This window comes from Legionella qingyii (assembly GCF_003184185.1).
The window spans coordinates 33,644-50,949 of sequence record NZ_QHJG01000023.1; the positions used below are offsets into that span (position 1 = coordinate 33,644).

The following is a 17,306-nucleotide window of genomic DNA, read 5'->3' on the forward strand; positions in this document are numbered from 1 at the left end:
AAGTATTCTAACAGCAATTACTAAAGCAGTTGCTCCTCATGTTCATATTTTTGACCGGCCTCATATGAACTTTTTTCAAATGCTACTGAGTTTATAATCCGAATTGCTTCCAAAGCAATTTGTTTGCGAAACTCGGGTTTTAAGTTTGCTGAAATGACCAAGTAGTGAGCATTTTGATTGTCATCTCGAATAAAACTGGCTTCAAAAATATAATCTATTGCCAGTAAATCATCTTTATTGTTTTTAATCTGTTTAGTATTCAAACCAAATAATTCTAAATTTTTATTAGAGCAGTCAATAAAATTACTTCTGATGTTGAGGTTAATGACAAATTTAGTATTACGTTTAAATGAAATCATCCGACTGCCACATCGTTTTAAGATCTTGCGATAAATGGAAGGGATTTTGAGCAGCTTTACATAAAGTGGAGTAATTAAATGGTTAAACAGATTTTCAATCATATTGGGTTTAAAGGAACCTATGGAGCAAAGTTTTATTAAATTGGAGCAGTGTTGATAACTACTTGTGTCAATAATCCCATTGCGTATTTGTTGGGATAGACCAGTCAAAGTCGCTTTGTCATCAAGAATAATTTTAGCGGGCTCGACTCTTAGAAAACAACCAATTGTATTATCATAAATTGGGTTGTCGCGCGTTGATTGAATAATATTTATATAAGTATAAGGTACTTCGCTTTTATAGATTCCACAGCAATTTCGTAAAGCCAATGCAATTACCCCACATAATGCGCTATTAATACTGATATGATTTAGTTCGCAAAAAAGCTTGAGATGATTTAATGAGTCTTCTGGTATGATGGAATAAGTTGAATAAGGAACATGTTCTGCTTGCATATCAGGGACTATATGTTCTTCGGGAAAAGTAAATAAATGAGTATCACTGAGATACTTTTCCCAAAATTGAATGTCTTCATCCATGTGCATTTTCATTGCGGTTCGCTCACTAAAAATATGTTCTTTAAAGTGCGAATCCGGTTCAATTTGATCAAGGGTTAAGCGAGAGTATTGATCATAAAATTGGGATAATTCAGAGAATAAAATATCTGTACAATGATCATCAGAAATTAGATGCGGTATACAAATTTGTAGTTCCGACTCATTCTCATTTAAGTAAAATAATTTGCCAATAATCAAGGGAGTGTTTTTCGGCCATGGATAAAAATCAATTAATTGAGTCATGGAGTCTTGCAATTCTTTTTCGCTTTTTTGTGAAGAAAGCATCGTAAAATCAATAGTCTCTAGTTTGAACGACCAATTTTTCTGTTTTTTTTGGGCGGGTTTTAATTTGAATATTTGATAAGTTAATGTTTCATGCTTTTTTAAAATTGCTTGAAAAGCAAAATCTAAAGCCTTTTCATTTAAACGACCGCTGAGACGTTTTCTAGCGACAATATTTAGTTTTTGGGCTCTGGGTTCAAATGTGTGCGACATCCACAATAAAAACTGGAAATCACTAAGAGGAAGATTAACTACCTTATGATAATTAGGGACTCTAAGCGTGCGTTTTTTCTTGTTCTTCTTAATATTCTTAATGATGGGGACTAATGTTGCAATGTTCGTGGCTTTATAAAAGTCATGCAGGCTTACGTTTCTATTTAATTCATCATTTATTTTTGAAATGATTCGTGCTGCTGATAAAGAGTGTCCCCCTAAATCAAAAAAATCATCATGAACGCCGATGAGCTGAACTCCTAATTCATCTGACCAAATTTGCGCAAGCTTTTTTTCCAAAGCAGTAACAGGCTCAACATAATTATGGCTAGCAGTTAATAAAGGTACGGGTAATGCTGACTTATCCAACTTACCATTCATGGTCAGAGGAAAGGCATCCACTTTTACAAAAACTGTAGGGACCATATATTCCGGTAAATATTTTTGCAAATACTGGCGAATTTGATTTGTATTTAATGTGGCATCATGGTCTTTTAGAATGTAATAGGCTACTAGTCGTTGTTCTCCAAAAGTGTCTTTTTGAGCCAGAAGCGCAACTTCTTTAATACTGTGATGACTCATCATGTATTTTGCTATTTCGCTTGGCTCAATACGGTATCCACGTATTTTGACTTGCTCGTCAATTCTTCCCAGATATTCAATTGTTCCATCAGGACGTTTTTTGCATAAATCACCAGTTTTATATAAACGAGTTTTACTCTGTGTAATAAACCGTTCTTGTGTTAATTGAGGTTGATTTAAGTAACCGCGAGCCAGACATGTTCCACCAATAAATAGCTCACCTGCTTCCCCTTCAGGGACAGGTTGATTATTGGCATCGAGAATAACGCAACTCATATTAGTTCCTGCTATGCCAATAGGAACATTAGTATCCAGATGGTTACAGTTTAAATTAGTTACTTTATAAGTGGAGACTGCAACCGTTGCTTCAGTTGGTCCATATTCGTTAAATAGAACATGTTTAGGATACGATGCAAGCCAGGATTGGCATTCAGCAGAGGATAAATTTTCCCCGCCGAGAATAATGGAATGCAGCTGCGGTAATATAATGAAATTATTTTTTGCTTCGTGCAAAAGCACTTTAAAGTAACTTGGAGTTAACTTTATGATGTTGATGCGTGATTTCGCTAAATAATGCAAATACGAGCGAACTTCTTTTTTGGTAATTTCTTCGCAAAGAACAACAGTTAACCCAAGCATTAAAGGAACGAGGGTAGTAGTTACTGACATATCAAAAATAGGGTTTGCAGAAAAATCGATACGCTGTTGCGCTTTGCATTGGGTATAGTTAGCAAACCAGTGGCAGTAATTGATGACCGAACGGTGCTCAATAAGCACACCTTTCGGAGTTCCAGTAGAGCCGGATGTATAGATTATATAGGCTAAATGCTCTGGATTATTTGTTGGAGATGGATTGTCAGTCACCTGCTTTTTGATATCCTTATCATCTATGTCCAATACTATTAGTGTTCCCTGATATGGTTTAAATTTATCTTTGAATGTAGATTTAGTAATTAAAATCGATGCTCGGCTATCACGAAGTAAAAATAGTAAACGTTCTTCAGGTTGGGATGCATCTATAGGTAAATAAGCACCGCCCGCTTTTAAAATGGCTATAAGTGTAATTAGAAAATCAAAGGAGCGCTCCAAACAGACCGCAACAGGGGTATCCGGTTTTAAACCTGAGCTTTGTAGGTAATGAGCGAGTTGATTTGCTCTTCGATTGAGCTCACTGTAAGTCAGTTTTTCATTCCCTTTTAGAGCGGCAACATGATTAGGGAAATGATGCGCATGCTCTTCAAATAAGGCTTGTATTATTTTTTTATTCGCCATTTTTTATCCTAAATCCGGCAGTTAAGGAGTAGCGTAAAACTAAAAACTTATGCAGAATTTAAAAGTCTTGTAGTTATTTTTTATGAAGTATTCACGATTTCAATATTCTTGATTTTTTTCGTCTACTATAAAAAATAATTAAAAAACCTTTAAATTCAGTATACTAGACGGTTTGGGTATATTCAAATTTGCACTTGGTACTACAGCTTAGGCAGAATTCGATCCAGCCATTTGGGTAGATACCATACCCAATTTTTAAAAATGGCCATTGTTGCTGGTACTAAAAAGCTTCGGATTAAAAAGGCATCAACAAAAATAGCAACTGCAATGCCTAATCCAAATGCTTTGACCATTAAGACATCAGCGATCAAAAAGGAGCAGCTAATCACAATAACAATAAGTGCAGCACTAGTAATAATACGACTGCTTTTTTCAATGCCAAAAATAATGCTGCTATTGTTATCTTTAGTTAATTGATGCGCTTCTTTGATTCGAGAGAGCAAAAATACTTCATAGTCCATCGAAAAACCAAACAGAGCACAAAATATAATTACCAATAAACTGATGTCGAGCATTTCTTGTGGTTGAAAGTTAAGGATGCTGGAGAAGTATCCCTCTTGAAATACAAAAACCAGTGCACCATATGAGGCACATAGACTTATTAAGGTCATTATAATTGCTTTCAAAGGCAAGAACAGTGATCTTAATAAGAGAAGCAAAATTAGATAGGAAAATACAATAATCCATATGATGGCATAAGGCAGATAATGATAAATACTGTGTAGCACATCAAAGTTACTCACCGTTACTCCGGTAAGTTGTACTTTTAATCCTGAGCCTAATTTTATATTTTGTAATTCATTTACCAGTGTCTTGGTTTCCTCTGAATTAACGGGATACTTGCTAATGACATTAAGGATTGCCATATGTTTGGTTGTTGTCGTATCCAATAATTGTTTAACCTGTGGATCAAGCAATTTTTTATTCAAATGATAAAGAGTGTAATATTGATTCTTTTTTAAGTCGGAAGTGCTACTGATAATGCCATTGACCTCTTTGACCCTTGGATTATCTTTCAATTTTTCGACCAAATTATATATTTTGGACAGGTTATGACGTGATAAGATTGATGAAGACGGCGATTCAATCACCAGGACTATAGGGCTTAATTGTTCAAGGTCAAATTTCTTTGCATAGGTGTCATAAAAAGCACGGTTTACTGATTTCTCCGGGAAAATACGATAATCGGATATGCCAAATTTCGCCTCTAAAAATGGATATCCAAGCACTAATAAAAAAATGAGAATAGGAAGGAAAAAAAGATAGGGATGATGAACAACTCGTTCTGCGAGCCAACGCCAGGAACTGGAACGATTTTTGTTCTTAAATATTATGTGTACTGAAAGAAAATTAATTTTTGATTTCAATACGGCAAGAATCGCAGGTAGGAATATAGTAGAGATTAATACCGCAAAAAATACAGCAGCCAAACCACCAACTGCAACTGAAAAAAGAATGTTGACCGGGAATAAAAATAAAGCACTGAGGCTTACAAAAACGGCTAATCCACTGAAAAAAATTGCTTTTCCAGCGGTTTCTTGAGTTGTTGCTATCGCTTCCTCAATATTTAATCCGTTCTTTAATTCATCTCTAAATCGATTAATAAAAAACAATGAATAATCAAGACAAAGACACAGGCCGAGCAATAAAGCGATGTTAATGGTGAAAATAGAAAGGGTGAACAGATGTCCAAAGAAATAAAGTGTTGTCAGGATGATTATGGCACATCCGCCACCCAGAATAATTGGAAGGGTGGCCGCGACTACTGATCCAAATACAAGAATCAAGGTGATAATCGCTATGGGTGTGGCGACAATATCGGCCTTATAAAGGTCGGTTTGTGTTTGTTGGTTCACATTTTCTACGAAGAGCGGCTCGCCTCCAATCCACATCGTCATCTGGCTCGGTGTTTTTATGGATTGTTTAAACTGGTTTAATAAGTCATTGCTAAGCGGCTTATTGCTCTTGATGATCACTGCAACATAAGCTGTATGTTTATCCTTGGAGATTTGATGCGTATCATCAGGGTAAATGATTGTGTGTTTAATCGGAAAATCTTTTAAATCAGACAATGATTTTTTAATTTTTTCTTTAAATTTATCTTTCGTTGCCAAAAGCTGTTTGCTGTGATACATGATAAGAAATTTATTGTTATCATTATATCCTAATTGCTTATTCATATACTCTTCGGCGCGCGCACTCGCAGAAGTCTCATCAATAAATCCAGTTGTTTTAAATGGAGAAATGATGTGTGGCAAAAAGGGGATGCAGAGTAAAATGGCAAGCAACCATAAAACTATAATTGGCCATCGAAGTTTATTTATAAATCTTCCCAATCGGTACGACAGTGCTTTTTTTTTCATATTATCGTCGAAACTCCAAATTCCGTAAACTCATAAAAAATAATGACTCTTTTATTATATTAGTATAAATTAGACATTATGTGTAAATTAATGAGTGAAAAGCTATTTATGCATCATTATCAGGATTTAATAACTCTTTTTGATCATTGCTTTGGCAAAGAATTTAATACCAGACTCATTAAAGGTGATGATGAGCCAATCTATTTACCTGCTAATGAAGAGCATTCTTATAACGCGATATATTTTGCTCATGGCTTTTATAGCAGTGCGTTACATGAGTGCGCTCATTGGCTCATTGCAGGGGAAGAGCGCAGAAAGCAAGTAGATTTTGGGTATTGGTATATGCCTGATGGGCGTACTGCAGAACAACAAGCTTTATTTCAACATGTTGAGGTAAAGCCGCAAGCATTAGAATGGATTCTTTCCAAAGCGGCCAGGCATAAATTTCACATCAGTATTGATAATTTAAATGGCTCAGAATCAGATACTGTTGCTTTTAAGAAGGCGGTTTATGAACAAGTAGTTCATTATTGTCAGTATGGATTATCACCACGTGCAAAGAGATTTCGTGATGCTTTAAGTTCTTTTTATGGTCAATCAACTCTTTTAAAGGCTGAAGATTTTTCTTTAGAAGAATTGTGAGCCTCATTTAGAACGCATGTAGCCTGGTTACAGCGCAACCAGGCTACACATCATCAATGATGTAATACTACACCCAAAGTCCAATCCAGATTTTGTGCTGAAGAAACATAATTTATCTGTTGATTTGCTGTTAAACCATAACCTTCCACCATCAATGCATAATAAAAAGCCGGTAAGAGACAATATGACTCAATGTATTCATTGTTAGGGAATTGATTACTAAGTGTTTCCCATTGTTGATGGCAAATCAGATTATTTGCTTGTTGCAACAAATCTTGAATAGTCAATTGATTGTTTTGAAATTGGAATGGTTTGCTTTCTGCAAGATTTGGGAAACCGCCGATCGCATACCATGAGTTAATATGACTCGCAGAAAGAATAGGTTGTACTTCTTTTTTGACCTTATGCATTTTAATTAAGGGCGATACTTCTCGCTCACAGATTAAGGCATCACCTTGTCCAGAACGTCCATCAGAAAGTGGATATCCATCTGAAAAGCAGGAAGCGGTATCTAGAAGTTGATGCGCCATTTCGTTTTGTCCAAGTCCCAAGAAACTGTGGACCGATAAATTAATATGTTGGCCATAAAGATCTAATGCAACTTGCGTACCTTTCTCTTCAGTATTTTTTTGTATTGGGAAAACAATTTGCACTGACGCTCCACCAATATCCATGACTCCTACGGGGTTACTAGAAGATGATTTGAGTGCGTCTATATGATAATTTACTGCAAGCCAGTCGTATAATGCTTCATCATGTCCTGTAATGGTTTTGGCTTCCATAAGTTGCCATGCAGATTGCTGACTAAACCATTTTTGTACTTCCTGATAATAAATTTTTTGTTTGGTTTGTGGTACAAGACGCATGCCTGCTGTTGCATAAAAATAAACAGGGATGTTTTGTGCAGGAGCTCCAGAGAAAAGGGTAGTCAGATATGCATCGATAGTATTTTGATTTGCTTCAATCATTGCAAATCCAGGTTTGATCTTTTTAGACCATATTTCAGCAATATGAGATGGAGTGTTGGTTTCATCAAGATCATAAGCAAAAATATGAAGCCTAGAGCCAGTACTCCCTGCATCAACAACGGCAATGCATTCATGCTCAGAACACGCGGCCGAATCAGCATAAACATTATTACCTATTACAAAAAGGCAGGAGATAAAGAGCAAAAAACGAAGCATAGTTGAAATCTCAATAAAAAAGTAGGCAAATGATACATTATGTATTTTTTATTTTCAATATGGTATTATGTGGAAAAAATGATACACTATTTTTTTATATTTTTATGTAGGTTTAGAGTGCTTTCATGTGTTCTGGTTGGATTAAAAATCTAACCTGCTTTTATTTAAGTCAGTTTTTCAGGCAGTATCATAATGATAAATCAAGAGTATCGCGGTTCTATTTACGCCATTTTATCCGGATTCCTTTACGGTTTTATTGGTTATTTTGGTTTGAATGCGATTAATGGCAATCTATCCGCGAGCACAATGTTGTTTTGGCGCTTTTTAATTTCCAGCATGATTATTTTAATTATTATGCTGCCAAAAATAAAAAAAACGAACGATTCTTATAAAAATATGGCTATTGCCTTTTTAACAGGGGTCTTTTTTTATGGTATATCTACCTGGCTATATTTTTTAGCATCTCTATATATAGGTTCTGGATTGGCGATGGTTATCTTTTTTACGTATCCAGTACTGATTATGTTGATCAATTATTTCCTTTATGGGCAGTCTATTCCGCATATTTATTATTTCGCTATTCTGGTTATTTTAATTGGTATGGTGCTTATGGTGGACTTCGATGCATTGTCTTTTGACTTATGGGGTATTTTGTTAGGCATTGCTTCTGCATTTTTTTATGCATGTTACGTGATTGGCAGTAAAAGAAATGAGCTTTCTCCAAATATGTCTACTTTTATGGTTTGTTTGGGATGCATGGTAACCAGTTTATTTGTTTCTCTTTTTAATCACTCGTTTTCAACCCCTTCTTCAGTGGATGTTTGGTATCATCTTTTGGGAATTTCAATTATTGCAACCGTAATTCCAATTATTTTGTTGTTATACAGCTTGAAATACATCAGCTCAGAAAAAGCTTCTATTTTATCTGTTTTAGAACCAGTATTTGTGGTCATTTTTGGAGTATTCCTCTTGGGTGAAGAAGTGAGTCTGTGGGGCGTTGTGGGAATTGTGTTGGTATTAGCTGGTGCGCTGATCACTTTATTCAGTCATAAAATCAATCTTGGCCAATTGAAGTTTCAGTTTATGCGACGCAGTGAAGATGTTGGCTAATAGGGTGGTGCAGGAGTATTTTATTCCTTCTCATCAAGGACATATGAGTTGTAGCTGGGTGAAGGCTTACGCCATAACCCGGGGGATCCCCAAGTTACAGCATATACAGCAGTGATCGGATATTTTTAATACCAACTTCCATTGCAACCGCCACAGCCACCACAATCACTCGCACAAGTCCCGCAACATGGATTGCCGTTAGAACAGTTGACTAAGAAAGCAGTTGAACACACTAGGATTACAGCCAGTATTATTTTTTTCATTACCTATCCTTGTTATAGTATGTATATTAACTATACTCTACGATTTTGAGTTTAACCAATTTATATCCAAGTTTTCCGACTTCCTATCTACTCTAAATTGAGAAAATAGTAAATGAATAAACTTTAATTTTCTGCAATTTGTAGCCATTGCAATTTCCATAAATTATAAATAAATATTTGATTTTGTGTAGTATTTAAATAACTAGCAAGAAATTGATGAGATATGTAACGATTATTGGCCACATAGCTTAGTAAATCATGAGACACACCAGCTATGTCCCATTCACAGCCGTTAATATAAAGTTGGTATTCGGATTGTTCATCCTGACTTTGATAAGCAAAACGACATGATGCATCTCTGGTGAAATTTAATCCTGTTTTTATTTCTTTAATAAAACTTGATAAATCAATTAACTCATCGTCTTCTAATGGCAATGGTAATTGATGTTCTGCTTGTTGATCGAGCTGTGTTGCAAAGCATCCAAACCAGGATTTAATTATTTTTTCATCACTGATTAATTGCTGTAACAGTTTTTGCGCGTTTTGCCAGGCTGGCTGAGTGATTTCAGAGGTATTACGCAAATGGGACCAGTCTGGATCTTGATATAATGTTTTGAATGTATCTTTTTCAGCTAAATACTCACCAAGACTATCCAATAATTCTTGCCCTTGATAACTGCGGTAACCAAAAGAATAAGTCATACAGTCCTGTGTAAGAGAAATGCCATGGTGTCCTACATGTGGTGGAAGATACAACATATCTCCTTCTTCGAGAATTATGCGTTCTTCAACTTCAAATTGTTCCATGATACGAAGTTCGAGAGAGTTGATGTAATTTTCATTATTGCACCTCTTAGTGGTAAGAGACCATTCCCGTCGCCCCAAACCCTGATATAAAAAAACATCATAATTATCGTAATGAGGTCCAACACTACCATGAAGTGCTGCATAACTAATCATGATATCGTCGATTCGCCATTGGGGAATAAAATTAAAATGTTCAAGCAACGCATAAACTTCAGGAATTAATCTATCCACTCCTTGGACAAGAAGGGTCCAATGTGTTGAGGGCAGGGTATTAAAGTCATGCTCAGAAAATGGGCCGCGCTTTAAATGCCAATGGGGTTTTTCATGGGGTGTTTCAAAGACAAGCCGGCTTTCTACATCCTCTTCAAGAGCAAGACCAGCCAACTCATCGGGAGATAATGGATTAATAAAGTCTGGCAATGCATTGCGAATTACTAGAGGCTTTTTTTGCCAATATTCACTGAGAAAAGTTTCTAAAGAAATTTGCTGAAGATTAATCATGCCTAGTTAAAACTCCTCGTAGCCGTGTAATTTATTGTTAGCCTGGCTCAGTGCAACTGAACCAGGATGCATTTTTAATTTGATTGAAGAATGCGTTCTAATTCACCTTTTGCTTGTCGTGAGAAATTGATTAAATCACTTTCTTTTTCAAAAAAATCAAAGGATTGAATTAATGTTGTCTCATCGTGTTTTTTGAAGGCTGTTGCTTTTCTCTGAATGTCCTCATGCGCGTATCCTAGAAATCTCATAACCTCTTTAGTCATGCTCAAAGAGGAATCAAATAATTCTCTAATGAAATAATCCACACCTGCTCGATATAATTCATATGCATGCCGACGATTACGAGCTCTGGCATAAATTTTTAAATGGGGAAAATGTTGTTTGGCTAACTTCACAATCTTTAAATTAGCTTCTACATTTCCCACGGCGACTATGAGCAATTTCGCGTGTTCGGCACCAGCACTTTTTAACATATCCAATCGGCTTGCATCTCCGAAATATCCGATATAACCGAATTTTCTGAGCAACTCGATTTGTTCTGGATTTTTTTCCAATACTGTAATTTTTATATGTTCACCGTTAAGTAAGCGCCCTATAATTTGGCCAAAACGACCATAACCTGCCAGAATAATCCCATTTTTTTCATTAAACGAATCGTATTCTCGTTCCGGTAAAAAACTCATAAATTTGGGTAGGACAAATCGATGATAGAAAAGCATTAAAAAGGGAGTTGCAAGCATGGATAATGCAACAACAAGAGTAAAAAAGGCTGCACTTTCCTGATTGATTACTTTGGTAACACCCGCATATTCGAAGAGTACGAAGGCAAATTCACTCCCTTGCGCTAGCGCAAATGCAAAACCTAAACTTTGCAATTTAGTTAAATCAAAGAAACGTCCTAACAGGTACAAAATAATGGCTTTGAAGGTAATTAAGGAAAGTACAGCAACAATAATCAGCAGTGCTTTATTGGAAAAGAGAGAGAAATTCATCCCCATTCCGACAGAGATAAAGAACAATCCAAGCAAAATTCCTTTAAAAGGTTGAATATCAGCATCTACTGCATGTTTGTATTGAGAGTTAGCTAATACAACACCAGCAATAAAAGCACCTAATGCAGGAGAGACGCCTATAGATTCCATTAATAAAGTAACACCAACTACTAAAGCAAGAGAAAAGGCGGTAAATACTTCGCGTAAATTGGTTCTGGCAATAATTGAAAACAAGTGCCTGGATAAGTAATGGCCCACTAAAATAACTGCACCGATCACTCCAGTTACCAAAACTGCATGTAACCATCGAGGAAGATTCATGATAAATGCTGTTTCGTGGATGTTGATTTTTATATTTGCATGTTGTTCGAGTAATGGAATAATGATTAAGATAGGGATTACTGCAATATCTTGAAATAATAATACAGCGAATGAGGTTTCACCTTCGGCTGTTTTGAGCAAATTTTTTTCTTGAAGCATCTGCAAAACAAGAGCGGTTGATGAAAGGGATAAAGCCATACTTACGGCTAAAGTTGCTCGCCAATCAAAACCAATGAGGAGCCCAACAGCTGTTAAGATGCTTGTAGTTAAGAGTACTTGTAAACCACCCAAACCCACAATGAGTTTTCGTAATTTCCATAACATGGCTGGTTCCAGCTCCAAACCAATAAGAAACAACATCATAATCACACCAAATTCGCCAAAATTCATAATTTGTTGTGAGTTTCCTATTAGTTTTAATCCAAAAGGGCCAATAAGAATACCAACGGTAAGATAGCCGAGAACGGAGCCTAATTTGAATCGGCTGGCAATAGGAACCATAATGCTGGCTGCGGCAAGAAAGATGAAAATATTAAGCATCAAGTGACCATTCATAATTTTAACTCTGATTGTTATTTTGCATGACAATTTTTAAATTTTTTGCCACTACCACAAGGGCAGGGCGCATTACGTGCAACTTTGGGTTTATTAGTTTTTTCTAATCTTTGTTTGTGAACTCCGCTGACATAAAACCAACGACCATTTTCTTTGTGAAATTCACTTAGCTCATGAATAATTTTTACTCGGTTATCCTCGAAATAACGTGCAGCAAACTCCACAAAACCTTTATCAGGATCCGGTGTATTTGAATTCAAAACGTCTAAACTAATCCAGGTTACACTTTTAGCCCACTGCTCTGCCTCCAATTCATTAAAACCCATTAAGGCTTTGCCTTTCATTGTATTTTTGATGTAATCAATTTTACCCATACTGTAAGCAGTATATCGAGAACGCATCAATTGCTCTGGAGTTTCTGGTTGTTGTTTTTTCTCAAGATATAAACCACAACACAGTTCATATTTATTTTGTGATCCACAAGGGCAAAATGACATGGTATGATCCAGCTAAAAGTCAAAATTGGATTTTTGAATTATATTCGATGTAGCATTAAATTTTTACTAAATTACACATTATTTAAGGTAAAATAATGAATTCCTATTTATTTACGCAAAACATAGAACAAATCGATCACCAAAAAAGTGTTAATCTATTAGAAGCTGGCAAAGTTTTGTTTTTTCCAGAATATTTTTATGCTCCTGTAGACTCGATTTTATTATCTGAGAATGTCCTGGATGGCAGCCGTAAAAATGTAAGTTACGATATTCGTAATAAAAAGTTAAGCGCTTATAAAAAAGATATAAATAATTTGGATGCTAAACTTAGAAATATGATGCATGGTTATGCAGAATTTGCACATCAATTAATTCAAACTGCTCTTCCTTCTTACGCGCCTCATTTGCAATGGGGAAGAACCAGTTTCCGGCCCGCGCAAATTAATGGCCGTGTTTCTTCAAAACGTAAAGATGATACGCGTTTGCATGTGGATTCCTTTTCAGCAAGCCCTGTCCATGGTTTAAGAATTTTACGAGTTTTTTGTAATATCAATCCTACTGAACCACGAGTTTGGAATCTTGGTGAGCCATTTGAGGATGTTCTTAATCGATTTGCACCTAAAATTGCTCCTTACAGTAAAATGAAAGCAAAAATGCTGAAATGGGTCAAAGCAACAAAAACTTTAAGACCTGCCTATGATCATTACATGCTGCATCTACATGATACGATGAAATTGGATGATACTTATCAGGCAAATGTTGAAAAAGTGCGAATTGATTTTCCTGCTAAAAGTACCTGGATAGTTTTTACTGATCATGTGTCGCATGCAGCGCTAAGCGGGCAGCATTTGTTAGAGCAAACGTTTTATCTGCCGGTTGATAAGATGACAACACCAGATTGCTCTCCCTTAAATCAATGGCAGAAAATTAGGCCCGAGCTGAGTTCTTTGAACCTATATAGCTGATCCGTTGTAGCTTGAGTGAATGCGTAGTAGTTCACGCTACAAATAAGCGATTAGGAAAGCCTAGCCACGATACTTTAAAAACTGTTCAAGCTCACTGGATGTCAGGGGTTTGCTGAAAAAAAATCCCTGTACTTCGTCACAATTTTGTTGTTTTAAAAAATCCAGTTGGTTTTGACTTTCTACTCCTTCAGCAATAACTTTAAAGTTAAAACTACGCGCCATAGAAATGATTGCTTCAATGATTACTTCATCACTACGTGAAGCAGATATATTTTGTATAAAAGACTGATCGATTTTTAGGCAGTCAATATGAAGTTGTTTCAGATAATTGATACTGGAGTTTCCGGTTCCAAAATCATCTAATGCAATTTGAATGCCGAGTTGCTTGAGTTGATTGAGCGTTTTTACAATATCTCTGTGCGTTATAATCACGTTTTCGGAAATTTCAAATTCTATATATTGAGGATCAAGTAGATACTCTTTAAGTGTTTTTTCTACAAAATAAATAAAATTCGATTGTTGTAATTGACGGGTGGTAATATTAATCGCGACTCGCATATAAGGTAAGCCTTTTTTGTGCCAGGTTTTTATTTGTTGGCACGCTTCGCTGATAATCCACTCACCCATAGGTATAATTAAACCTGTTTCTTCTGCAAGAGGAATAAAATCCATCGGTAGCAATAATCCTCTTTCGGGATGATTCCACCGAATTAAGGCTTCTACGGATAATAAATTTTCTTTATCAAGATTAAACTGCGGTTGATATAATAAAAAAAACTCTTGATTTTTAAGGGCATTCCGTAAATCAGATTCGAGTTTAAAACATTGGTTAGAATACTCATGTAATTGGGTAGCATAAAAATAGTATTGATTTCCCCCTCGCTCTTTAGCCTGATACATCGCTAAATCGGCATTTTTTAACAAATCTCCAGGTGTTTCCCCATCTTTTGGGTAGATACATATTCCAACTGCAGGAGTAATTGTTATATCCCGATTTGCAATTTTGAATGGTTTTTTCATTGAATCTAAAATTTTGTTGGCAATTGTACTAGTATCCTCATTTTTAACTACATGACAAATCATGACAAACTCATCACCACCAAGCCGAGCTAAAGTATCTTCTTTACGAATTAGAGAGGACCATCGTTGCCCAACCATACGCAATAATTGATCACCAACTTCATGCGATAAACTGTCATTGATTAATTTAAATCGATCTAAATCAAAATACAGGATGGCAAATTTACACTCGTGTTTCTGTGCGTATTCAATACTGCCTAGTATCCTTTGGATTAATAGCGCTCGATTAGGTAATTGGGTCAATGGATCATGCAGTGCTTGATATTTAAGTTGTTTCTCAAGATTTGCTTGTTCCGTTATATCGCGAAAACTCCATACACGACCAATGGTTTTCTTATTCAGCCGATGTGGAAGAGTATAGCATTCAAGTATTTTGCCGCTCTTAAAAGTCACAATACTCCTACCAGCCTCATCAGTGTTTTTTCTTAGACGAACGACATCTGTTAAATACTCTCTGGGGGTAATGAGCTGATTCAGCATATAATACAAAAAGATGTTTCCATCATCAGTTTCCAACATGGATTGAGGGATCTTCCACATGGAGATAAATTTTGAATTACAATCGATTAACTTGTTGTTTAAATCGATAACTAAAATTCCATCCGCGGATGATTCAAATGTGGATCTTAAGAGTGACAAGGATTGTTGTAAGGATTCGGTACGTTCCTTAACTGTCTGCTGCAATATTTTCTCATGATGTTTGGCATCATTGGCCAAAATCCATTTTCTTGTTAACGCGCAGGCAAGTTGCCTTACTGCAACTACATCAAAAGGCTTTTTCAAGATGAGATAATTATCTCCAATGCCTAATTCTTTAACTGTTTCTTCCCAACTGTAATCAGAGTAAGCAGTACAAATCACTACTTGAATATCAGGATCTACCTCCCACATGTGCTTAATTGTTTCAATTCCGTCCCAACCAGGAGGCATTCTTATATCTACAAATGCAAGGGCATAATGTATCCCTCTTTCCAAGTTTTCCTTAATTTTTATAATTGCCTCTTGGCCTTGACTTGCTGTAGTAAAAATAAATTTAGGTAAAAAACACTCTATATCAGGATCGCCTGAGTCATTTAAAAATGGATCATCATCAAATAATTGTTTGTCTAAATGATTCAGTTCTGACTTTGTATTCGAAGCAGTCAAAACCTTGATAAAATCCTGATGTATCGAGGGATTATCATCAATAATCATAATATTTAGTGGTATATCACTCATCAGGTTCCCCCTAATTTATCTAATCTGTCGATAATCGGTAAAGTCAATGTAAATTGAGCACCACAACCTTCACCCTTGCTATCAGCCAAAAGAGATCCACCCATTTCACGGGCTGATAGGGCAGAACTGTGTAAACCAAAGCCATGGCCATTTTTTTTTGTAGTAAAACCAAAAGCAAAGATACGTTGCAAATTATCCGCATTTATTCCAACTCCAGTATCTTCGACAATGACTTGTACTGAATTTTTCTCTGATTTTTGTACTATTAGTTTGATTTCTTTAATGTGAATAGCAGTGTTTTCTAGTAAAGATTCTTTGGCATTTTGAATTAAATTGATCAATATTTGCAGTAACTTGGATTTATCTGCGATGACTAATGGTGCTGACTGAAACTCTTTAATTATCTTAATATTACTATTTTTTGAGGTACTCATAGTGATGTTTATGGCGGTATCAATCAATTCTGGAAGATAGACTTTTTCATTTACACTCGATAAACCACTAATCGATTTTTGCGTATCTACGATTTGATTAATATGCTGTAAATCATTCTGAAGATTATTCACTTCAATATTATTTTTTTTATTTTCTTCCAAAATAATTTTGGCAAGGGTTAATAGATATTTGGGAATAATTTTACCTTTGGGATCATGGGATAAATAATCAGATAAATCGTGTTGATTTTCCTCCATCATCTCCATAATTTTTAATAATTTTTTATCATAATCTTGTTGGAAACTATTTTTTAATAATGTGATGGAAACATTGGAGCTATTTAAAATATTTCCAATGTTGTGCAAAATAGTCGTTGCTACCTCTGCCATTCCCGCACGACGAGCGGTAGTTGATATTTTTTGATTTAATTCTTTGATTTTTTCTTCGGCAATTTTGCTTTTATGAATATCAATAACAATGCCAGCAAGCTGCTTATTTCCCTTTTGGCATTGGCCAATCGCTCTGTACCAGTGGTAATTTCCATTAGGATTTCTTACACGTATTTCACACTCATAATCAATTTTATCGTTTAAAGCACTCTCTATTTTTTGGACAAACTCAAACCGATCTTGCTCATGAACTAACTCTAGAAATTCTTGCGGCGAAGGAGGTTTATTGATCGGATTTAAATGAAAGAGATTGAATAACTCATTGGACCAGATGGTGTGCCCTGTGTTGCCGTCAAAAGACCAATATCCTAATCCTGCAATGTGTTGGGCAAACTCAAGCTTTTCATTCAAACTCATCATTTCACGAGAAGAAATTTTCATCGAACGTTCATGTAAATAACGCTCTTGATCTGCTTCGATATACGTATTATTGATGCGCTGGATAAAAATTTCCCATTGCTCATCAGTTTCTGGTTTTTTATTTAGACCAATGTTTGAGTGTTCGAGTTGTCGTTTTAATAATTTATGAATTTCCATATTGTCTTAGTTTAACCTTATG

11 protein-coding genes are annotated in these 17,306 nt (G+C 35.7%); 3 read left to right on the plus strand and 8 right to left on the minus strand.

Annotated features, from left to right (window positions below; genetic code table 11):
• Positions 1-20: 20 nt before the first annotated feature.
• Complete coding sequence (locus DGG96_RS14300) at positions 21-3,305, minus strand: non-ribosomal peptide synthetase (protein WP_110143333.1); 3,285 nt, start codon at positions 3,303-3,305, stop codon at positions 21-23.
• Positions 3,306-3,505: 200 nt separating this feature from the next.
• On the minus strand, positions 3,506-5,728 hold the full coding sequence (locus DGG96_RS14305; protein WP_110143334.1) for an MMPL family transporter: 2,223 nt from the start codon (positions 5,726-5,728) through the stop codon (positions 3,506-3,508).
• A 108-nt stretch (positions 5,729-5,836) separates the two neighbouring features.
• On the opposite strand from DGG96_RS14305, the gene DGG96_RS14310 reads away from it, so the two are divergent.
• Positions 5,837-6,370 (plus strand): elongation factor P hydroxylase, encoded by a 534-nt coding sequence (locus tag DGG96_RS14310; RefSeq protein ID WP_110143356.1) that lies wholly within the window; start codon positions 5,837-5,839, stop codon positions 6,368-6,370.
• Positions 6,371-6,423: 53 nt separating this feature from the next.
• Here the strand turns inward: DGG96_RS14310 and DGG96_RS14315 are convergent, their stop codons facing one another.
• Complete coding sequence (locus DGG96_RS14315; RefSeq protein WP_110143335.1) at positions 6,424-7,554, minus strand: acetate and sugar kinases/Hsc70/actin family protein; 1,131 nt, start codon at positions 7,552-7,554, stop codon at positions 6,424-6,426.
• 192 nt (positions 7,555-7,746) lie between these two features.
• Here DGG96_RS14315 and DGG96_RS14320 point away from each other — a divergent pair, with 192 nt between their 5' ends.
• Positions 7,747-8,664, plus strand: coding sequence for a DMT family transporter (locus DGG96_RS14320; protein ID WP_199739196.1), 918 nt, complete (start codon positions 7,747-7,749; stop codon positions 8,662-8,664).
• A 386-nt stretch (positions 8,665-9,050) separates the two neighbouring features.
• On the opposite strand, the gene DGG96_RS14325 is transcribed toward DGG96_RS14320, so the two are convergent.
• From DGG96_RS14325 to DGG96_RS14335, 3 genes are all read right to left on the minus strand, one after another.
• The gene (locus DGG96_RS14325; protein WP_110143337.1) at positions 9,051-10,235 is read right to left on the minus strand and encodes a cupin domain-containing protein; all 1,185 of its coding nucleotides are present in this window, start codon (positions 10,233-10,235) and stop codon (positions 9,051-9,053) included.
• 74 nt (positions 10,236-10,309) lie between these two features.
• Positions 10,310-12,103: a monovalent cation:proton antiporter-2 (CPA2) family protein gene (locus DGG96_RS14330; RefSeq protein ID WP_110143338.1), complete on the minus strand. Its 1,794-nt coding sequence runs from the start codon at positions 12,101-12,103 to the stop codon at positions 10,310-10,312.
• Between the two features lie 17 nt (positions 12,104-12,120).
• Positions 12,121-12,600 (minus strand): YchJ family protein, encoded by a 480-nt coding sequence (locus DGG96_RS14335; RefSeq protein WP_110143339.1) that lies wholly within the window; start codon positions 12,598-12,600, stop codon positions 12,121-12,123.
• Between the two features lie 95 nt (positions 12,601-12,695).
• On the opposite strand from DGG96_RS14335, the gene DGG96_RS14340 reads away from it, so the two are divergent.
• Positions 12,696-13,565: a Kdo hydroxylase KdoO gene (locus tag DGG96_RS14340; RefSeq protein ID WP_110143340.1), complete on the plus strand. Its 870-nt coding sequence runs from the start codon at positions 12,696-12,698 to the stop codon at positions 13,563-13,565.
• A 60-nt stretch (positions 13,566-13,625) separates the two neighbouring features.
• Here DGG96_RS14340 and DGG96_RS14345 read toward each other — a convergent pair whose 3' ends face one another.
• Both DGG96_RS14345 and DGG96_RS14350 read right to left on the minus strand, forming a co-directional pair.
• The gene (locus DGG96_RS14345) at positions 13,626-15,863 is read right to left on the minus strand and encodes an EAL domain-containing protein (RefSeq protein WP_110143341.1); all 2,238 of its coding nucleotides are present in this window, start codon (positions 15,861-15,863) and stop codon (positions 13,626-13,628) included.
• Positions 15,863-17,284, minus strand: a complete 1,422-nt coding sequence (locus tag DGG96_RS14350) for an ATP-binding protein (protein WP_110143342.1) — start codon at positions 17,282-17,284, stop codon at positions 15,863-15,865. The genes DGG96_RS14345 and DGG96_RS14350 overlap by 1 nt, the downstream gene beginning before the upstream one ends.
• Between the last annotated feature and the right edge of the window lie 22 nt (positions 17,285-17,306).

Coding starts and splice junctions, on each gene's coding strand:
- DGG96_RS14325 (WP_110143337.1), bottom strand. CDS start 10,235: ATGATTAATCTTCAGCAAATTTCTTTAGAAACTTTTCTCAGTGAATAT.
- DGG96_RS14345 (WP_110143341.1), bottom strand. CDS start 15,863: ATGAGTGATATACCACTAAATATTATGATTATTGATGATAATCCCTCG.
- DGG96_RS14330 (WP_110143338.1), bottom strand. CDS start 12,103: ATGAATGGTCACTTGATGCTTAATATTTTCATCTTTCTTGCCGCAGCC.
- DGG96_RS14350 (WP_110143342.1), bottom strand. CDS start 17,284: ATGGAAATTCATAAATTATTAAAACGACAACTCGAACACTCAAACATT.
- DGG96_RS14315 (WP_110143335.1), bottom strand. CDS start 7,554: ATGCTTCGTTTTTTGCTCTTTATCTCCTGCCTTTTTGTAATAGGTAAT.
- DGG96_RS14300 (WP_110143333.1), bottom strand. CDS start 3,305: ATGGCGAATAAAAAAATAATACAAGCCTTATTTGAAGAGCATGCGCAT.
- DGG96_RS14310 (WP_110143356.1), top strand. CDS start 5,837: ATGCATCATTATCAGGATTTAATAACTCTTTTTGATCATTGCTTTGGC.
- DGG96_RS14335 (WP_110143339.1), bottom strand. CDS start 12,600: ATGTCATTTTGCCCTTGTGGATCACAAAATAAATATGAACTGTGTTGT.
- DGG96_RS14320 (WP_199739196.1), top strand. CDS start 7,747: ATGATAAATCAAGAGTATCGCGGTTCTATTTACGCCATTTTATCCGGA.
- DGG96_RS14305 (WP_110143334.1), bottom strand. CDS start 5,728: ATGAAAAAAAAAGCACTGTCGTACCGATTGGGAAGATTTATAAATAAA.
- DGG96_RS14340 (WP_110143340.1), top strand. CDS start 12,696: ATGAATTCCTATTTATTTACGCAAAACATAGAACAAATCGATCACCAA.